Annotated in this window: 18 protein-coding genes; 8 read left to right on the forward strand and 10 right to left on the reverse strand. The window is 47.5% G+C overall.

The annotated features are described in order from the left end of the window. Positions 1–45 precede the first annotated feature (45 nt). The 8 genes from nirD to mobA all read right to left on the reverse strand — a co-directional run bounded on the left by nirD (position 46) and on the right by mobA (position 9119). Entirely contained in the window at positions 46–375 is a 330-nt protein-coding gene (gene nirD, locus AABA75_RS20830) for a nitrite reductase small subunit NirD (RefSeq protein ID WP_338294663.1), read from the reverse strand. A gap of 13 nt (positions 376–388) precedes the next feature. After that, on the reverse strand, positions 389–2983 hold the full coding sequence (nirB, locus tag AABA75_RS20835; protein WP_338294665.1) for a nitrite reductase large subunit NirB: 2595 nt from the start codon (positions 2981–2983) through the stop codon (positions 389–391). 14 nt (positions 2984–2997) lie between these two features. Next, positions 2998–3837, reverse strand: a complete 840-nt coding sequence (locus AABA75_RS20840; RefSeq protein ID WP_338294666.1) for an ABC transporter ATP-binding protein — start codon at positions 3835–3837, stop codon at positions 2998–3000. Between the two features lie 27 nt (positions 3838–3864). Further along, positions 3865–4860 carry an ABC transporter permease gene (locus AABA75_RS20845; RefSeq protein ID WP_338294667.1) on the reverse strand — a complete coding sequence of 332 codons (996 nt, stop codon included), beginning with the start codon at positions 4858–4860 and terminating at the stop codon, positions 3865–3867. Positions 4861–4996: 136 nt separating this feature from the next. Then, positions 4997–6325 (reverse strand): CmpA/NrtA family ABC transporter substrate-binding protein, encoded by a 1329-nt coding sequence (locus tag AABA75_RS20850; RefSeq protein ID WP_338294898.1) that lies wholly within the window; start codon positions 6323–6325, stop codon positions 4997–4999. 350 nt (positions 6326–6675) lie between these two features. Beyond that, positions 6676–7737, reverse strand: coding sequence for a CmpA/NrtA family ABC transporter substrate-binding protein (locus tag AABA75_RS20855; RefSeq protein ID WP_338294668.1), 1062 nt, complete (start codon positions 7735–7737; stop codon positions 6676–6678). Positions 7738–7745: 8 nt separating this feature from the next. Further along, positions 7746–8348 carry an ANTAR domain-containing response regulator gene (locus AABA75_RS20860; protein ID WP_338294669.1) on the reverse strand — a complete coding sequence of 201 codons (603 nt, stop codon included), beginning with the start codon at positions 8346–8348 and terminating at the stop codon, positions 7746–7748. 180 nt (positions 8349–8528) lie between these two features. Then, positions 8529–9119: a molybdenum cofactor guanylyltransferase gene (mobA, locus tag AABA75_RS20865; RefSeq protein WP_338294670.1), complete on the reverse strand. Its 591-nt coding sequence runs from the start codon at positions 9117–9119 to the stop codon at positions 8529–8531. Between the two features lie 78 nt (positions 9120–9197). On the opposite strand from mobA, the gene AABA75_RS20870 reads away from it, so the two are divergent. The 4 genes from AABA75_RS20870 to AABA75_RS20885 are packed head-to-tail and all read left to right on the forward strand — an operon-like array spanning position 9198 to position 11758. Then, a complete protein-coding gene (locus AABA75_RS20870; protein WP_338294671.1) occupies positions 9198–9929 on the forward strand; it encodes a sulfite exporter TauE/SafE family protein in 732 nt (243 codons plus the stop codon). 2 nt (positions 9930–9931) lie between these two features. After that, a complete protein-coding gene (locus AABA75_RS20875) occupies positions 9932–10486 on the forward strand; it encodes a nucleotidyltransferase family protein (RefSeq protein ID WP_338294672.1) in 555 nt (184 codons plus the stop codon). After that, the gene (locus tag AABA75_RS20880) at positions 10479–11045 is read left to right on the forward strand and encodes a YdcF family protein (protein WP_338294673.1); all 567 of its coding nucleotides are present in this window, start codon (positions 10479–10481) and stop codon (positions 11043–11045) included. The genes AABA75_RS20875 and AABA75_RS20880 overlap by 8 nt, the downstream gene beginning before the upstream one ends. Positions 11046–11065: 20 nt before the next feature. Further along, complete coding sequence (locus AABA75_RS20885) at positions 11066–11758, forward strand: hypothetical protein (RefSeq protein WP_338294674.1); 693 nt, start codon at positions 11066–11068, stop codon at positions 11756–11758. A gap of 203 nt (positions 11759–11961) precedes the next feature. Here AABA75_RS20885 and AABA75_RS20890 read toward each other — a convergent pair whose 3' ends face one another. Continuing rightward, complete coding sequence (locus AABA75_RS20890) at positions 11962–13872, reverse strand: M1 family metallopeptidase (protein ID WP_338294675.1); 1911 nt, start codon at positions 13870–13872, stop codon at positions 11962–11964. 417 nt (positions 13873–14289) lie between these two features. Between AABA75_RS20890 and rssA the strand changes: the two genes are divergently transcribed. Beyond that, on the forward strand, positions 14290–15252 hold the full coding sequence (gene rssA, locus AABA75_RS20895; protein WP_338294676.1) for a patatin-like phospholipase RssA: 963 nt from the start codon (positions 14290–14292) through the stop codon (positions 15250–15252). Between the two features lie 22 nt (positions 15253–15274). Here the strand turns inward: rssA and AABA75_RS20900 are convergent, their stop codons facing one another. Further along, positions 15275–15877 (reverse strand): DUF3299 domain-containing protein, encoded by a 603-nt coding sequence (locus AABA75_RS20900; protein ID WP_338294677.1) that lies wholly within the window; start codon positions 15875–15877, stop codon positions 15275–15277. A 181-nt stretch (positions 15878–16058) separates the two neighbouring features. Between AABA75_RS20900 and AABA75_RS20905 the strand changes: the two genes are divergently transcribed. From AABA75_RS20905 to AABA75_RS20915, 3 genes are read left to right on the forward strand one after another with little or no spacing between them, the layout of a single operon-like run. Then, a complete protein-coding gene (locus AABA75_RS20905; RefSeq protein ID WP_338294678.1) occupies positions 16059–17078 on the forward strand; it encodes a CobW family GTP-binding protein in 1020 nt (339 codons plus the stop codon). A 9-nt stretch (positions 17079–17087) separates the two neighbouring features. Then, positions 17088–17795 carry an ABC transporter ATP-binding protein gene (locus tag AABA75_RS20910; RefSeq protein ID WP_338294679.1) on the forward strand — a complete coding sequence of 236 codons (708 nt, stop codon included), beginning with the start codon at positions 17088–17090 and terminating at the stop codon, positions 17793–17795. After that, entirely contained in the window at positions 17792–19036 is a 1245-nt protein-coding gene (locus tag AABA75_RS20915) for an ABC transporter permease (protein WP_338294680.1), read from the forward strand. Before AABA75_RS20910 ends, AABA75_RS20915 begins: the two co-directional genes overlap by 4 nt. The last annotated feature ends 62 nt before the right edge of the window (positions 19037–19098 follow it).

Below are 19098 nucleotides of genomic sequence, written 5' to 3' on the forward strand. Positions count from 1 at the left end.
GTTCACCGGCAAATTCATCAACTGACTACGCTCGCTATCGCTGGGTTAGGCCTGAATTTCCAGTTGCTCGCCCACGACGCGCACTGGATAAACCGGGATCTGTTTACTCTCATCTTCCAGGCACTGGCCGGTTTTCAAAGAGTAGTGTTGTTTGTACAGGGGCGAGGCCACCACCAATTCTTCCTGCAATGAGCCGAGAATACCGCGGCTCATCACATTCGCTTCGCCAATAGGGTCCCAGTTACCGGTAGCAAAGTACTGAGCTTCCCCATCGATCTGGAATTTAAACAAAGCCACTTGCAAGTCCTTCACTTTGGCGCAAACCCCTGCGTTATCGATAAGATCGTTGAGGTGACATAAGGGTAACCAGTTCATCTTATTTCTCCTGTTACGCCGGGGTTTTATCAGTGGCTTCGACACTGACACTATCTGTGCTGGCAGTATCCAATACCGCAATTTTTTGCTCCGTCCAGTAGGCCTGTTTTTCGGCTTTAGTAGCTGGGCGAATTTGAGTGCGCTCTTGCACAAATACCACGTTGTCATCCTGGTCTGGACTGTTGACAAACTGTCGGAAGCGCTTCAACGCTTCGGGGTCTTCCACCGTGGTTTTCCACTCACACTGATAAGTGCCCACCACAGCGGCCATCTGAGTTTCAAGCTCTTGTGCGATGCCCAGGCTATCTTCGATAATTACCTGTTTCAGATAATCCAATCCACCTTCCAGATTTTCTAGCCACACCGATGTGCGCTGGAGGCGATCCGAAGTCTGACAATAAAACATCAAGAACCTGTCGATGTATTTCACCAGGGTTTCGGTATCCAGGTCGGTGGCAAACAAGTCAGCATGACGAGGTTTCATACCACCATTACCACACACGTATAAGTTCCAGCCGTTTTCGGTGGCAATAATCCCCACATCTTTGCTCTGTGCCTCAGCACATTCGCGGGTACAGCCGGAAACGGCCATTTTTATTTTGTGCGGTGAACGCAGACCTTTGTAGCGATCTTCAATATTGATGGCGGTGCCAACACTGTCCTGTACGCCATAACGACACCAGGTGCTGCCAACGCAAGATTTAACGGTACGCAGCGATTTACCGTAAGCATGGCCGGTTTCAAAACCGGCGTCGATGAGCTTACGCCAGATAACGGGCAACTCTTCGAGGCGTGCGCCGAATAAATCAATGCGCTGACCACCGGTAATTTTGCAGTACAAGTTGAACTCTTTGGCAACTTCTCCTAAAACGATTAGCTTGTCAGGCGTCACTTCACCGCCTGCAATACGCGGCACGACCGAGTAGGTACCGTCTTTTTGCATGTTACCTAGATAACGGTCATTGGTATCTTGCAAACCAATGTGGGGCTTTTTGAGTACGTAGTCGTTCCAGGCGGTGGCCAGAATTGACGCCACAGTAGGCTTACAAATGTCACAACCATGGCCTCTGCCATGTATCGCCAGCAAGTCATCAAAAGACTTGATTTGCTCCACCCGAATCATGTGGTAAAGCTCCTGGCGACTGAAAGCGAAGTGCTCACAAATATCTTTTTTGACTTCGACGCCACGGGCTTCCAGTTCGGTTTCCACCACGTTTTTTAACAGCGCTGCACAGCCACCACAGCCAGTGCTGGCTTTGGTGCAACTCTTGATGCTGCCGAGATCACAAGCCCCTCCGTCCATAGCACCGATGATGTCGCCTTTAGATACATTGTGGCAGGAGCACACAGTGGCAGTATCGGGTAAGCTACCCGCACCAATGGCAGGCGCCGCACCGTCTGAAACGGGTAAAATTAACGACTCAGGCTGCTCTGGCAAAGTCATGCCATTGAGTGCAAATTGCAGCAAGGTATCGTAGTCACTGGTATCACCCACCAGCACAGCGCCAAGCAAGGTTTCTTGTTTGGCATCCACTACAATTTTTTTGTAAATCTGCTGCGGCTGGTTTTCGAAAATGTACGTAAGGGCACCCGGTGTCCTGGCATGAGCATCGCCAATTGACCCAACCTCCACACCCAGGAGTTTAAGTTTGGTACTCATATCTGCACCAGTGAACGCCAAATCGCCTCCTGCGATATGACTTGCTGCTACTCGTGCCATTTGATATCCGGGTGCCACTAAACCAAAGATAAAGTTATTCCACAGCGCACATTCGCCGATGGCATAAATGTCAGCTTCAGACGTCTGGCATTGGTTGTTTACCACGATGCCACCACGCGGACCGATATCCAGCTCAAAGCTGCGAGCTAAGGCATCTTGCGGGCGAATTCCCGCTGAGAACAGCACCATGTCAGTGCCGAGTACGGCACCATCTTTAAAGCGCAATTGATAACGAGTGCTCTCGCCCGCTTCGATAATTTCGGTGGCTTTACTGGTGTGCACTGTTACCCCAAGCTCTTCGATTTTGCGCTTGAGTAAAGCGCCGCCACCTTCGTCTAACTGTACTCCCATCAATTGCGGTGCAAATTCCACGACGTGAGTTTCAAGGCCCGCTTCTTTCAACGCATTAGCCGCTTCCATTCCCAACAAACCACCGCCCACGACGACGCCTACTTTGCTTTGGCTGGCGGAAGATTGAATTGCCTCTAAATCTTCAATGGTGCGATATACCAGACAATGAGGCTGTTCGTGGCCCGGAATCGGTGGCACAAAAGGAAATGAGCCTGTAGCCAACACCAGCTTATCCCAGCTAAAACACTGTCCGGATTCAGTGGTGACGGTTTTTACAGATTTATCAATTTCTACCACCTTGGCGTTGACATGAAAATCCACGCCTAAGGATTGGTAGCGGGCTTCGTCGGTCAGCGCCAGCTCCTTTGCACTTTTACCGCTAAAAAATTCAGACAGGTGTACCCGGTCATAGGCCAGTCGCGGCTCACCGCTCAATACCGTGATCCTGGCATCGGGTGATGCTTGCACCATTTGCTCCACAAAATGATGGCCCACCATGCCATTACCTACCACAACGATGTTCAGATGTTCGCTCATAGTGGTTCTCCTGTTCACGCTGCGTCCGGTTTTTCAACCGGCTTCTGTTGGGATTTTTTGCTGGCCACCGGTTCCACTTTGCGCTGCTTTTCATACAAGAAGCTCAATACTTCATGGCGATAGTGGTTGTATTGCTTGTCATCGGCGAGCGCGATGCGATTACGAGGCCGTTCCAGCGAAATGTCCAGTACTTCACCGATGGTGGCCGCCGGTCCGTTGGTCATCATGACAATACGGTCGGATAACAACACAGCCTCATCAACATCGTGAGTGATCATGATCACCGTATTGCCTAACTCTGCATGGATTTCCATCAAGGAATCTTGCAGGTGGGCACGAGTCAATGCATCTAGCGCACCAAAAGGTTCATCCATCAGTAATACTTGTGGTTCCATCGACAGGGCTCGGGCGATTCCGACACGCTGTTTCATACCGCCAGAAATTTCCCCTGGTAACTTGTCTTTAGCGTGGCTCATGTGTACCAGCTCAAGGTTGTGTAATATCCATTCGTGCTTTTCTTGCCTGTTCATGTGCTTGCAGGTTTGTTTCACCGCTAGCTCAACATTTTGGTAAGCCGTTAACCAGGGCAGTAGGGAATGGTTCTGAAACACTACCGCACGCTCAGGACCGGGTTCGTTGACCTCTTTGCCCTCTAATATGGCGCCCCCGGTGGTGGCCTGATATAAGCCCGCCACAATATTCAATACCGTAGACTTACCACAACCAGAGTGGCCTATCAGGGAGATGAACTCGCCTTTTTCAATATTCAGATTAACGTCCTGCAGCGCCACAAAAGGGCCTTTCGGCGTTGGAAATTCAATGCCCACCTGGGTCAGTTCTAAATGCTTTCTCATGTTATCTCTCCACTTTTTCAGGCAGGGTTATCGTAGATTTTGTGATTTGTCCCAGCTCACCTTGCGCTGCACCAGCAACATCAAGCGATCCAGGAAAAAGCCGATAGCGCCAATTACTAAAACCGCCACCATAATACGGGCCAGAGATTCCGAGCTGCCGTTTTGAAATTCGTCCCAAACGAACTTACCAAGGCCGGGATTTTGCGCCAACATTTCAGCGGCAATCAGCACCATCCAGCCGATGCCCAGCGATAGGCGCAGTCCGGTGAAAATCATGGGAATGGACGAAGGTAATACGATTTTCAACACATGAGACATGGCACTGAGGCGCAATACTTTGCTGACGTTCACCAGGTCTTCAGGAATGCTGGACACGCCCACTGCAGTGTTAATCAAGGTTGGCCATAAACAGCACAGGGCAACGGTAAATGCAGAGGTTAAAAATGACTTGGAAAACATCGGATCATCACTGACATACACCGCACTGACCACCATGGTCACCAGCGGTAACCAGGCCAAGGGCGAAACCGGTTTAAACAGTTGAATCAACGGGTTGATGGCCGCATAGGCCGACTTACTCAAACCACCTAAAATGCCCACAGGAACCGCAATAAAAGAAGCTATTAAAAAGCCAACCGATACTGTGTATAAACTGGTCCAGATTTGTTCAAAAAAGGTGGGCGCACCGGTATAAGGACGGATTTTAGGTTGATAGCTCGGATCAGCAGCCATTCGCTTGGCATTGCGCTGTTCCTGGCGCTCGTAAAAGGCCGCCGCTTTTTCTTGTTCCGCCTGATGCTCGTTCCACAGATTAATACTCTGCTCATACACCTGCACAGGTCCGGGGAACTGCCCCAGTGAAGTATCAATATTTTTGGCGGTGATATTCCACAGCACCATAAAAATGGCCAGACCAATTAATGGCAACAATGCGCCTTTGAGTTTCAGCAGCCAGATGCTATTCACCAGCGGCTCAGGTAATTTCAGGAATGTCACTTTTTGCAAGGATGCCGTTTTACTCATGACAATACTCCGGGGTGTTGTTAATCATTATTCAAAGACAGATTCCGCTTCTGTCTTGCTTATTAAAAGTACACGTCCTTGTGTGGATTGCTCCGCTTCAACTCACATGCTCATTTTCAGAGACACGAAGTCGGGGTCAGAGGGTTTGCTCACCTTTGAGGCCAATAGAGAATTTCTCCAAATAGGCGTTCGGTGCTTTACCGTTGTAGGTGATGTTGTCAATAAAATGGGTTTGTGGTGCGCGGAAACCGTCTTCGCTGGCAAAATCAGGGAAACCGTCTGCGCTTGCCAGGCCCTCTTCGATCAGATCCTGTGCCGCCTGAGCATAAATATCCGGGCGATAGACCTTTTCGGCGACATCGAAATACCATTCATCGGGCTTCTGCTCACTAATTTGGCCCCAGCGACGCATTTGCGTCAGGTACCAGATAGCATCCGAGTAATAGGGGTAAGTAGCGTAGTAGCGGAAGAAGACATTGAAGTCCGGAACCGGGCGCTTATCGCCTTTTTCGTACTCAAAGGTGCCGGTCATGCTATTGGCAATAACGTCCGCATCTGCCCCTACATATTGAGGCTTAGCCAGAATTTTCACCGCCTCAGGACGGTTCGCGTTGTCATTGGCATCCAACCACATAGCGGCACGAATTAAGGCTTTCACCAAACGCTTGTGAGTATTGGGATTTTTATCTGCCCATTCCTTACTCACACCGAACACTTTTTCCGGGTTGTCTTTCCAGATTTCATAGTCCGTGATCACCGGCACTCCAATGCCTTTAAATACCGCCTGTTGATTCCAGGGTTCGCCCACACAATAACCATAGATAGTGCCAGCTTCCATCGTCGCAGGCATTTGCGGTGGCGGAGTTACTGATAACAGTGCTTGTGCATCAATCTGGCCGCTGATATCCCCTTTGTGAGGCGCATAAAAGCCCGGATGAATATTGCCAGCGGCTAACCAGTAACGCAGTTCATAGTTGTGCGTAGACACCGGAAATACCATGCCCATGTTAAACGGCTTGCCTTGCGCAATATAGGAATCCACTACCGGCTTTAACGCGTCTGCTTTAATAGGGTGCACTGGCTTGCCATTTTCATGGGGGATGTGCTGTTTCATCTGTGCCCAGATATCGTTTGATACCGTGATACCGTTGCCGTTTAAGTCCATGCTAAAGGCGGTAACAATGTGCGATTGTGTACCAAACCCAATCGTGGCACCCAAAGGCTGACCAGCCAACATGTGGGCCCCGTCCAGTTGTCCATCGATCACTCTGTCTAACAGCACTTTCCAGTTGGCCTGTGCTTCCAGGGTGACGTACAAGCCTTCATCTTCGAAATAGCCTTTTTCGTAAGCAATGGCCAGTGGCGCCATGTCCGTCAGCTTAATAAAACCCAGCTTAAGCTCTTCTTTTTCTGGCCAATCCCCATCTGCGAATACCGCAGTCGACAGCAATGTTATGGATGACATTGCCACGCACAGCGTGCGTTTAAAGTGCTTTAACCAATGTGTGCTTAACATCATGTGTCCTCTTTTTTAAAGCCAAAAAAAAGCCCACAGCGCAAGCTTCAGTAAGAAGATTGTTCTGTGGGCTGCTTTGCCTGTTCGATGCACTATCACCCGTTGAGAGCGCATCGAAGTATATTGTTTATGAGTTTCTTATTATTCTTATCAAACTCTAATTTTAAGATTGCACACTTAGTGCCAACTTTAAAAATCCTTTATTTTCAGTATCTTAATTTTGCCGGCTAGTTCTTTTGGTATACAGATAAGATCCTTTTAGTGCAATCAGGCACTACTGCGGTGCAAATTAATACCAATTAGTACACTTGAGAAACCACTTGCTGTAAATCGATGCTTGCATCGAGATGCGAACAACGCTGCATTTGTTGTAACAACCATATCCCTTGCTCCCGGTCCGCCTGATTATGTTGTTGCGATTGATGAAAAATGGTGTGCCCTTGCACTTCGCGTGGCGCAGAACCTTGCTGCGTCAAACAACTATCGAGTAACGCTGGGGCAATATTTTCCAGTTCTGCGCCAACATAACCGGCTTCAGATAGCCATCTGGCCGCTTCAAAGCGATTTGGCCCCCCGGTTAACCATTGGCAAGCTTGCCCCAATGCACGAGTGACCGCCAACAGAGTTTGCGGATGTTGTAACTGCCAGTTATTGGTGACGCCCAGTACCTTTTCCGGGGTGTTGTGCCAAATCTCTCGAGATGCAATCACGGTAACACCGATACCCGCTCTAACAGCCACCGCATTCCAGGGACTGCCAACACAGAAGCCGTCGATTTCATTATTGCCCATAGCCTGCACCATGCCGGAAGGTGGAATAATACGAATATCCACATCTTCCAGTGAGATGCCGCCTTGATATAGCCAAGCGGCAAGTTGATAATAGTGGCAACTGTAGGGAAATACGGTAGCGAAACTCAACTTGTTTAATCCAGCAGATTTACGCTGCTCCACAATAGGCTTTAACAAGCTTGCGGACATAGGCTCTGCGAGCACGGTTTGTGCCAGAGCACTGTTGGCTGTCAAGACCTCCGAAAACAGTTGCGTTGAAAGCGTAATACCATTGCCGTTATAGCTCAATATCATGGGCACTGACATCTTTTCAGCGACATTACCCAAACCCAAATGCATAGCCAGCGGCATGGGCGCCAGCATTTGAGCCATATCCAGATAACCAGCTAATAACTTATCCCGTAATGTTGCCCATGAATTTTGCCTTTCCAGTTTGACTGCAAGCCCTTGCTGTTCAAACAGACCAAGCTTCTGAGCCACCACCAACGGCGCACAATCACTTAATGGCATAAACCCGATGGTCAGTTCCGTTTTATTTTGCTGTGCCATTGTTTTTTCTTGTTGCGCCATAATTTAGCCTACATAGAGAGTGTGGTGATAATATCGATCATGTTTTTTGCGACCTGCTCCATGCGTTGACCATTATCCATGGCCATTTTACGGATCATTTGATAGGCCTCGTTTTCAGAGAGATTTCGGGTTTCCATCAACAAAACCTTGGCTCTTTCAACCACCTTACGAGAGGCGAGTTCCTGTTGTGTTTCTTGTAGTTGGTTGCGCAGTGATTGCATTTGCTGAAAGCGTGCCACTGCGGCATCCAGGATAGACCGCACTCGCTTAGTATTCACTTCGCGAGTGACATAGGCGCTGACTCCACAATGCACAGATTGATTGATGGTGTTCGTATCTTCCTGTTCAGAAAACATCACGATGGGCTTGGGATTAAAACTATTCAGGGTGTGCAAAGAATCCAGAATATCGCGACTGGGTGATTCAATATCGATAATGATCACATCCGGTTGCAACGCATCCACCTGCTTTAGCAATGACACATCAGCACCAATCATGTGCTCCACCAGATATCGAGATTTGTCCAAGGCAGCAGAGAGCGCCACAGCGCGCTGTGGGTCATCATCAATAAGCAGGACCCGTAAAGGTTGCTGCGGTTCAGATTCAGACATGACTTAAAAGAGACAAATGAACAATTGTAAACACATCAGGAGCTTGATTAAGCAACTCCTGCGCCATTCGCCTTTATCTATTTAATTCAAACACTTAGATTACACCAGAGACCATTACCACAGCACCTGACGCACTGTTTTGGGGCATATTTCATAAAACGGGCACAAGATTAAAGAGCACTAGCTTTTTAGCGTTTGTAAACACTCTTGCCATTGTGCTGGGTTATTGGCGTTGTGAAACGCAATTTGATAATTGCTCTCAATAGACTCGGCCTCCAGCGCACGCAGCACTCTCCAGATAGAGGGATTTTCACCGGATCGCAGCAGCTCGGTTGCACAGTTGAAGGCTTGCTGTGGCTGATAAATTAACAGAGGCAAACATTGCTCAGTAAAATAAACACTGGCCTGCCTACTGGCGGCTTCTAACACCAACAGCTGTAACAGGTCAGCCGTCATTAGAGGCATATCAACGGGCAAAATCAACAAGGGATTATCAGCACTGTGTTTGAGCGCGCCCTGAATTCCTGAGACGGGACCGCGTCCAGGATAGTCCTCTATAAAACCAGTTCCTTGAGGTGCATCATTATGATTGATTAAGACCTGCTCAGCGCCTACGGAAGATAACAACTGCGCGGCATTTTTCATCTGGCTATTGCCGTTTGGAAGCAGTAACAACGCTTTATCCTGTCCCATCCGAGAGGAGCGCCCTCCAGCCAAAACAAGTCCGTTAAATTTAAAATCTGCCTGTTGGCCGGTACTCGTTTGAATCATGAATAACTAAACCTGCAATTCTTTATTACACAGCGTATGATCGCATACTACTGAATATTTGAATCGGAAAATACCCGTATGTTCCCGGAGTTAGACAGTACCTGGCTTATTTGTGCTCTGGTATTGTTTTTAGGCTGCACCATTCAAGCCGCGGTTGGATTTGGTATGGCAATTGTAGCTGCGCCAGTGATGGTTATTCTCAAACCTGAATGGGTACCCTACATTTTGGCAGTTTCAGCCTTTGTTGTGAGTTTAAGCGGCGCCTGGCAACAACGAGCTGCCATCCAATGGCGAGCCATGACTCCTGCTTTTATCACGCGTTTACCCGGTACAATTGTAGGTACCTGGTTGCTCTTGATCATGTCAGTCAGCGTACTGCAAATAACGGTAGCCGCGATGGTACTGCTCACCGTGGTTGTATCGCTGTGGTTAAAACCATTTCCGGCCAATGCCACCAATTTAGGTATTGCCGGATTTGTTTCGGGAATTACCGGCACCACCACCAGTATCGGTGGTCCACCGATGGCATTAGTCATGCAGCATGGCAGTGCGGTTACTGCCCGCGCAAACTTGTCCGTCTATTTTGTTTATAGTTGTATTATCAGCCTGATCGGCTACCAACTGGCTGGGTTACTAAACTCTTCAACCTTGTTAGTTAGTTTAACTATGGTGCCAATTGCCCTGCTGGGTTTTGGGGCTGGCAAACAATTACAACGTCACGTTGATAACCGCTTCCGCCCTATCCTGTTAACCGTGTGTAGCCTGTCCGCGGGTTTTGCCCTGATTAACACCATAAGTGAGCAATTCTGAGTATGACGGAGCAAGAAGCACAACAACAAATCAGTGAATGGCTACAGGCTGATCACTTTCGCATGCAGGTACTTCGCACTGTTCAGACGTTGGGCTTACCTGAGTGTTACGTGGCAGCGGGTTTTTTACGCAACCTTGTGTGGGATCAGTTGCATCAAAAAGCGTCATCAGAACTTAATGATATTGACATACTGTACTTCAATACGGTGCACTCAGAAGATGAAAAGTACGCTGAACACATTTTGCTGCAACAGTTTCCGACAGTTTCATGGGATGTAAAGAACCAGGCCAGAATGCATTTAAAACATCAACATACGCCCTACGCTAGTTGTGCTGAGGCGATGTCTTGTTGGCCAGAAAAAGAGACCGCCGTCGGTGTTAGATTAGGCTCAGATCAGCGATGTGAATTCATCGCCCCATGGGGGCTAAGCTTTTTGTTTGATTGCTGCATAACATGGAACACCAAAAGACCCTTGTCGCTTTTTCAACAACGAGTGGAGAGCAAGCAATGGCTAGCGCGTTGGCCGCGCCTGACTTTACGGATGAACAATGACTAAAATCTCCAACCTTGACGCAAGCCACTTTCAGTGTGAGGCTGTTACTGTACTGTTGGGTTATAAAAATTCGCCAGAAGGGGAGTTGCACCCTATCATGCAGCAGCGCGCCCGGAAAGCGCAAGAAACCGCGCAAAAATTTGAGACACCGATAGTGTGTACCGGCGGCTGGGGAGCAACTTTCAATCAACATGTTTTCCCACATGCTTTGCATGTGCAAAAATGGCTGCAAGCCAATGGCGTCAAATCTGAACAATTTTTACCTTACGCCGCCAGCCGTAACACCTGTGAAGATGGCAAACTCTGTGCCGACATCATTCGTTTATTTAAGATAAAAACCGTCTATCTGGTGACGTCTGATTTTCACATACAGCGCGGATATTTGTGGCTGCGGCACTTTAGTCCTCAAGTCACCCTCATTCCCACGCCTTCTGAAACAGAGGCTCCCGGCGAGGAAATGCAAAAACTGCTGGTCCATGAACAACAGGCTAAGGCCCGGTTTTATCAGGATTTTCCCGGCACACCTTCGCTTGATGCGTTATACAATTGGAGTGAGCTTTGATTGAGGCAACAGCAAATCCCATGATCAAATTCAAAATGTTTGTATTGCTACTATTTACCAGCTTTCTGCTCAGTTTTGTTTATTTCCAAAAAGCGGCGCTTGCCTGTGAATTTGTAGCGGTGTCTCACTTTAACGAAGTATCACCCAATGTGTTTATCGATCAGAGCTTAACTCCAGCGCAACAAGCGCAGCTGTTGCAAGACATTCAGCGTGCGGTGAGCAGAGTAGCGGAGGTTTACGGTGCTCCCATTGCCACCCCAAGAATTATAGCTTCAGAGGATGCTCGATATAAAACCTTGGGATTTAACCCAACGGGCATGCAGACCTCGGGATTTTTCAGGGAATGTGTATTTATCGGTCCGAAAGGCCTGAATACCGATGTCATCGCTCACGAACTGGTACACGCCGAGGTGAGGTTTAGAACCAATCTGTGGGTAGAAATCACCCAACTTCCCGCCTGGTTTATCGAGGGCACGGGCATCCAGGTGGACTATCGGGAGCCATTTTTGCAGGAAAATATCGTCGTTTCTTCAGAGGATATTGCTCACATCAAATCCGTGTTCTATCTGAGTGATTTTCCTAACACTAGCGTCAAATATTACCAAGCCTCTCTACAAGCAGTAAAACCCATGAATCCAAAGTATCTCTACGAAGGTTTGCAGCGAATCAACAACGGCGAACCATTTACAACTGTTTTTAAGGATATAAATTAATAATCTTGTCCCTGTGACAGAATAGCCATTATTGTAGGTTCGCATTTATGCGGACAACGATGGTTGACTCACATGGCCGATTTTTGTTCCCTACAAAATCGGCATTCACTCCATCCTTAGAGATCACCCATTTTTGTTCCCTACAAAATCGGTGCGCAGATAAAAAAGGCAGCTTATTGCTGCCTTCGGTAAAATATTGAAGGTTACTGCACGTAACCTTCGTTGGCACTGATTGTTAACGGGTGATAGCCCACTTTCGCCACATCAAAAGCTTTTTTGGCGAAGGCTTTACCCTCGGGTGTTTTGGACAGAGCCGCGTAAAGTGGTTTTACTAATTTATTGCGACCTATCGTAGTGAGATAGTCATAGAGTCTGTCCCATGCCACCTTGTAGTCATTATTGATGGCGTGTAACAGCCAACTGTGCGCAATTTCATTGTTTTGATAACCCGTAAAATTAAATACCGCATCCAGCTCTGACATCTGCTCCACAGTCATGGTCTCAGGCAGATTATCAACAAAATATTTCCACTGATGGTAGTTCCAGTTGGCCGTATTGATATCCGCGGCCTTCTCCTCACCCGATAGCCAGGCTTTATGGGCATTATCCACAACGGTAAAGGCATCTGAGCTGGCGGTTGGTGCTCCTGCCGGAATACCTGGCTCAAAGATCCATTTCAGAATCCGGGCTTTATCCAGCTGCTGTGGATATTGCGCTAACAAGGTTTCATCCAGGTAAGTAATAAACTGCTCTGTGGTAATACTCTGGAATGCAAAGTGCTCAAAATAATTCAGTAGGAACTGGTCGAAGTTATCACGACCGATTTTATCTTCAAGTTCGCGTAAGAAAAGGGCACCTTTTTCGTAGGGGATATTACTGAATACATCGTCGGCATCGCGACCGCGCAGATCAATGGCCAGAATTTGGTCTTTCTCTGGCAGTTCGGCAATATCCGCAGCGAGATCCTGGGCACCTAGTACTAATTCCATGTTGTAGCGATCAGTGCCATAGATGAACTCCATAATGCGATAGGTCAGATAGGTGGTGAAACCCTCGTTTAACCATAGATCACGCCAGGTGGCGTTGGTAATGGTGTTGCCCGACCAAGAGTGAGCCAGCTCGTGAGCAATGAGTGCCACCAGCGACTTATCCCCAGCAATAACCGTTGGTGTGATAAAAGAAAGACGGGGGTTTTCCATACCTCCAAACGGGAATGAAGGCGGCAGTATCAGTAAATCGTAACGTCCCCAACTGTACTCCCCATAGCGCTTTTCCGTTTCGATAAGCATGTTTTCGGTATCTTCAAACTCCGCCGCTGCACGCGCTAACCAACTGGCTTCGGCGTACACACCAGTACGCTCACCCATGGACTGAAATTGCAGGTCTCCCACGGCCAGGGCGATTAAATAGGAAGGGATAGGTTGCGGCATATTAAACTCATACACGCCGTCTCGCTCGGTATCCGGATCGTTCGCCGCACTCATCACCGCCAGTAATTCTTTCGGCGTTCTGATCACCGCATCATAAGTAACCCGTGCTTTTGGCGTATCTTGTAATGGAATAAAGCTGCGCGCGTGAATTGCCTGGGCTTGAGTGAATAAAAACGGATGCTGTTTGCCCGCAGTCTGTTGTGGTGTTAGCCACTGCACACCAGACGCATCAGGCGAGGTTTCGTAGGCCACGGTTACTTTATTGACATCTTTCGGCACACTGACTAAAAGCGGCGTACCTAAATAAGGATCCTCTTCTAGCAGGGAAAAAGGCACCTTTTTATCACCGGCTGTCACCGCGGTCATGGTCAAATCGCGGGTGTCCAAAATTAGCCGCTTAACATCGGCTTTTATCTTTTCTAAGGTTAATTCTGCTGTACCAGCTAATACTTTCCGCTCAAAATCCACAGTCAAATCCAATGACACGTGGGTTACCTTCATCTCATCCGGGTTAGACAGCGAATGATAATCTTTACCCACTTGAATATCAGTTTTAGCGGATTTTTGTTTTTCCACTTTTGCTGTTTCAGAGGATTGCGTGGTCAACGTCTCAGAGTGTTCATTCTTACTACAGCCAGCCAGCGCCAGCAGTACAACTAAAGAAGCAAGTATTTGTTTTTTCATTATTTATCCTCAAGTCAGGTGAGACTCAAAAAAATGCAGGCCCAATAGTGCGCCATTGCTGTTTTTTGCTCAATAAAAATTTAACTCATACCCAAGCTACCTCAAAATGCCTGCTTCAGAGCTTTCACAGCGCTTTCAGTACAAGGCGCACTTGAGAAGGAATATCGGCTACCTTTCAAACAAGTGCAACACAGTAATGGAAGCGCTGTGAAGCTCCCGAAGGGCGAGGCTTAAAAGAATTTCTGCTGCGTTAAATTGGTTCGACGTGAGAACAACCATGCTTTCTCCAATTTTCCTTGCCTAAATCCTTTTATTCTCCCGCTGAAGTCGAGTATTTTGAGATAGTTTGGGTATATACCTTTAAATTCAACAAATAATCCACAACTATGGTGTAGTCAGTTTGTACAGGGGATTTATATGAAACTCGGTTTGGTTTTGGGAAGTGGTGCAGCCAGAGGTTGGGCCCATATTGGTATTATTAACCGCCTGAAAGAGATTGGGTTTGAACCAGATATCGTCACCGGCAGCTCCATAGGTGCATTAGTTGGTGCGGCGCTGGCCAGTGGCAAACTCAACGACCTGCAAGAATGGGTACAAAGTCTTGATAACTGGCAAGTGTTCAACCTGTTGGATTGGGGACTGGGTTATGGCGGGCTTATCAGCGGTGAAAAAGTCTTTGATAAAGTCACCGAAACCATTGGCGATGTTAACTTTGAAGATCTCAGCAAACCATTTGGTGCAGTCGCCACTGATCTATTTACCGGACGAGAAACCTGGCTTACCCAAGGTTCTTTGAAACAAGCACTGCGCTGCTCTTGTGCCATCCCCGGCATTTTGGCCCCTTATGAATATGAAGGCCGCTGGATGGTTGATGGCGCAACCGTTAACCCGGTACCGGTTTCATTGTGCAAAGCCATGGGGGCAGATTTTGTTATCGCCGTGGATCTCAATTCAGATAAATCCAACCTTGGCGCCAAAAATCAGGAAAAGGTACTGCCCAATACAGAGCTTGAGGAAGAGCTGGAAATCCCCGAAAAACCACTCGATTACGTTGCCCAGCACGGCAGTGAAATGAACCAATTCGACAAACTTCTGTTATCCGGCAAAAACTACCTGCAACAAATGAAAACCCGCAAACAAGAAAAGGCCAGAACCCCAGATGTGTTTGCTGTGATGTCGGGCTGTATTGATATTATGCAAGATAGAATTACCCGTTCCCAGTTGGCGGGCGATCCGCCAGATCTGGTGATCCAACCTAAGCTCTCTGACTACGGCATTATGGACTTTGATAAAGCAGAAGCCCTGATCAAAATTGGCGAAGAGTGCGTTGACTTGTATCGCCCGATATTGCAATACAAACTGGAACACATCAGTGTTTAGTAGGTTTTAGCGATTTTGGAGCTCAGTGCACCCGCACATCATCCGTGGGGGCAGAATAGGCTGAAATAGCGCTCACATCCATTCCCCAGGCAGAGGTTCCCATAGGATCTTCAAACAAAGTCTCGCTGAGTACACCGGTGAACTTATACGCCAATTGCATATCCGGTAACGGAATGTAATCTGGCAACTGCACATACACAATTTGATTGGGAGGCGGTGGTGGATAGTGCAGGCATGCCCCGTAGTAGGGTACGATAAAAAAGCTTCTTACCTTACCCTCGTTCAGCTCAAGTGGAACCAGGAAACCGGGTAAACTGGCATATTGACCCACCACATCAGCGTTGATTTGGTACCCATCCAGTGATTGCCAGGTTTGCGCGGTTAACGCCGAGGCCAACAGCTCAGATTCCATCGACAATTCCGTACCTTCGGGAAACTGTTGGTTTAATTGAGTTTTTTTGTCACGCAGGTTTTGCAGTAACTGCCGATCAGTATTTCCCAATAATGCCTGCCAGCTGATAGGCACCGAAACGACCGTGGAATCGTACTCATCCGATTGATAAAGAGTATTATTATCCAGTTCGAACCAATCCCACGGTTTGTAAAATGCGACCGCTAGCCCCATACAAAAAAATACTAATAAAACAACAACGGTTGGCAAAAACCGCTTTAAAGAAACTGAATTAACAGAAACAGGTGAAACCACAAGTAATACCAATCCCAGTAAACACAATAAAACAAAAGCACTGTATCTTTTTCAAGTAATTGTTACAATATAACATTATTTAAAGCGAGTTCAGAACATTGTGAAACAAGCCATTACCTCTCCTATTCCTACTCATATCATTACTGGTTTTTTGGGCTCAGGTAAAACCACGTTAATAAGCCATTTAATGGCCCAAAAGCCTGCCCATGAAACCTGGGCAATACTGGTAAACGAGTTCGGCGAAATTGGCATTGACGGCAAATTACTTGGCTCTGAGAATAACGAAGCACAGCAGGTCTATATCAAAGAGATCCCCGGCGGCTGCATGTGTTGCACATCAGGACTGCCGATGCAGATCGCACTGGCACAGTTAATTAGTCGTAGCCGACCGCAGCGTATCATCATTGAACCGACAGGGTTAGGCCATCCTGAAGAGGTCATCGCTGAGCTGCAAAGTGAGCACAATCGCGAAGTAATGCAACTGATGGCAGTGATGACCTTATTCGATGCCCGTAAACTAAACCAGAAAAAATACTATCAACATCCGGTTTTTAAGCAGCAATTACAAATTGCCGATATTTTAGTGGCCAATAAAGCAGACTTGTACGTAGAAGACGATATATCCACTATGGCGAATACCCTGCGAGAACTGAACTTGAGCGACAAAGAACTACTGATTACTGAACAAGGCAAAATTGATTTTGCCAACCTTGCCAAGCCCACCGCTAGACAAATACCACCACCAGCGCATCACCATCATGGCCACAACAGCTCCACTACACCTGCGTGGCAAGAGCGATTAGAAAGCGAAGGGGCGGCTTATACACAGCATCAAAAAGAGGGTTTTATCACTGAAGGTTGGATTTATGATGGCAGCCACATCTTTGATTTCAATTTGGTGTTTAGTCTGTTGAGCTCTGTATCGGTGGAGCGCTTGAAAGGGGTATTTATTACCGAACGGGGTATCTTTGGTTTCAATAAAGCAGAAGACATACTAAGCTGCGTGGAATTAGATGAAAGCGATGACTCGCGATTAGAGCTGATCTATCCAGACTCCTCTGAATTTGCACAGCAGGGCAAGCTTGAACTGAGCACAACCCTGAAAACCAGATTAAGCTAATTACACATCATGAATGAAGCGGCAAAAGAACAACAAATCCGTATCGAAAACCTGTCTTTTCAATACGACAAATCCAGTGACCACAACCTCATAGAAATCCCTCACTGGCATATCGATAAAGGCCAGAAAGTATTTCTTTATGGCCCGTCAGGTTCTGGTAAAAGTACCTTATTAAATCTTTTGGCCGGCACCTTAAAACCCAATACAGGTACAATCCACATATTAGGGCAAGAGGTGAGCGCATTGTCCTCTCGCAAAAGAGATAAATTTCGCGCGCAACACATCGGAGTGGTGTTTCAACAGTTTAATTTGATCCCTTATTTGAGTGTCGAGCAAAATATTCGCGCAGCGGCCTGGTTAGGCAACAATATTGATAACAACCTGGATAACAAAATTCAGTCTATTGTCACACAACTGCAGCTTCCTCTTAGCGTATTATCACAGCAAGCCAGCCAGCTTAGCGTTGGCCAACAGCAGCGAGTTGCCATCGCACGCGCACTGATCAACCAGCCTGAACTCATGATCGTGGATGAGCCCACATCAGCCCTGGATACCACGGCAAGAGATAGCTTCATGCAGTTATTACTAGCCAGTTGTGAACAAGCCAAAAGCACACTGATTTTCGTCAGCCACGATCCGGGATTAAAAAACTACTTCGACACCAGTGTGAGCTTAACCGAAATAAATAAAGCCACATTACCAGGAGCCAAAGCATGATTTTCAGTATTGCCGCTTCAAGCCTGAAAAGTCGTAAAAGCTCGGTTATTCTGACCCTGTTATCACTACTGGTAAGCATCAGCTTGTTACTCAGCGTTGAACATATTCGCAAAGAAGCTAAAGATAGCTTCGGACGCACGGTATCGGGTGTGGATCTCATTGTGGGAGCCAGAACCGGACAGCTCAATCTGCTACTGTATTCGGTCTTTCGCATTGGCAATGCCACCAATAATATCGATTGGGCCACCTATGAACGCATCCACAAAGACAAACAAGTAAAATGGGCCATTCCCATTTCCCTGGGCGACTCCCACCGCGGTTATCGTGTGATGGGCACCAGCACTGACTATTTCAGTCATTTTCGCTATGGCAACAAACAGGCACTAGAATTGCGCGCTGGCGAGCCAAATATTGGTTTAACCAAAACTGTGTTAGGTGCTGAAGTTGCGCAAAAGCTGGGGTACAAAGTAGGTGACAAAATCACCATCGCTCATGGTGTGGGCAGCGTTAGTTTCAGCAATCATGACGAAGCCCCATTTGTAGTTACAGGCATTTTGAAAGCGACAGGAACACCGGTGGATCAAACCGTACACGTCAGCCTGGAATCACTGGAATTGGTACACTTTTCGGCCCCCAAAATAGCGGCGATATTGGCCGCTCCAGACAGCCCTGCGGCAATAGAGCAATTACAACCCAAGAGCATTACTGCCTTTTTATTAGGGCTCAATTCGAAATTCGCCACCTTTGGTGTGCAGCGCAGCATCAACAACTATCGAGTAGAGCCGCTGCTGGCAATTTTGCCCGGAGTCGCTCTTTCGGAGCTATGGCAAATGCTAGGCACAGTAGAGAATCTATTGCGCTTTATCTCTTTACTGATTTTAATCTCTTCCCTGTTTGGATTAACCACCATGCTGCTGGCTTCCATGCGAGAACGCCACAAAGAAATCGCCGTTTTACGGGCTATTGGCGCCGGACCGGAGCTGCTATTTTTACTCATTCAAACAGAAGCCGTTTTGATATCTCTGTGTGCCACCCTGATGGCGTTAGTATTGGTTTGGCTTGCGCTACATTTTTCCAGCGCCTGGTTGAGTGAACACTACGGCTTGTTTATTAGTAGCAATGTATGGAATAGCGATTCTTTGCTTATTGCAGGGATAGTCATTGTGGCTACTTTCGTAGTTGCCTGTATTCCAGCCATTGGCGCCTACCGACGCGGCCTGCATAGTGGCCTGAATCAGTAATTCTACGTAAATGAAACTGGCAATTTGGCTTCAGTGTACGACAATTTACTGATGTCCGCTGG

This window comes from Planctobacterium marinum (assembly GCF_036322805.1).
GTDB lineage: Bacteria > Pseudomonadota > Gammaproteobacteria > Enterobacterales > Alteromonadaceae > Planctobacterium > Planctobacterium marinum_A.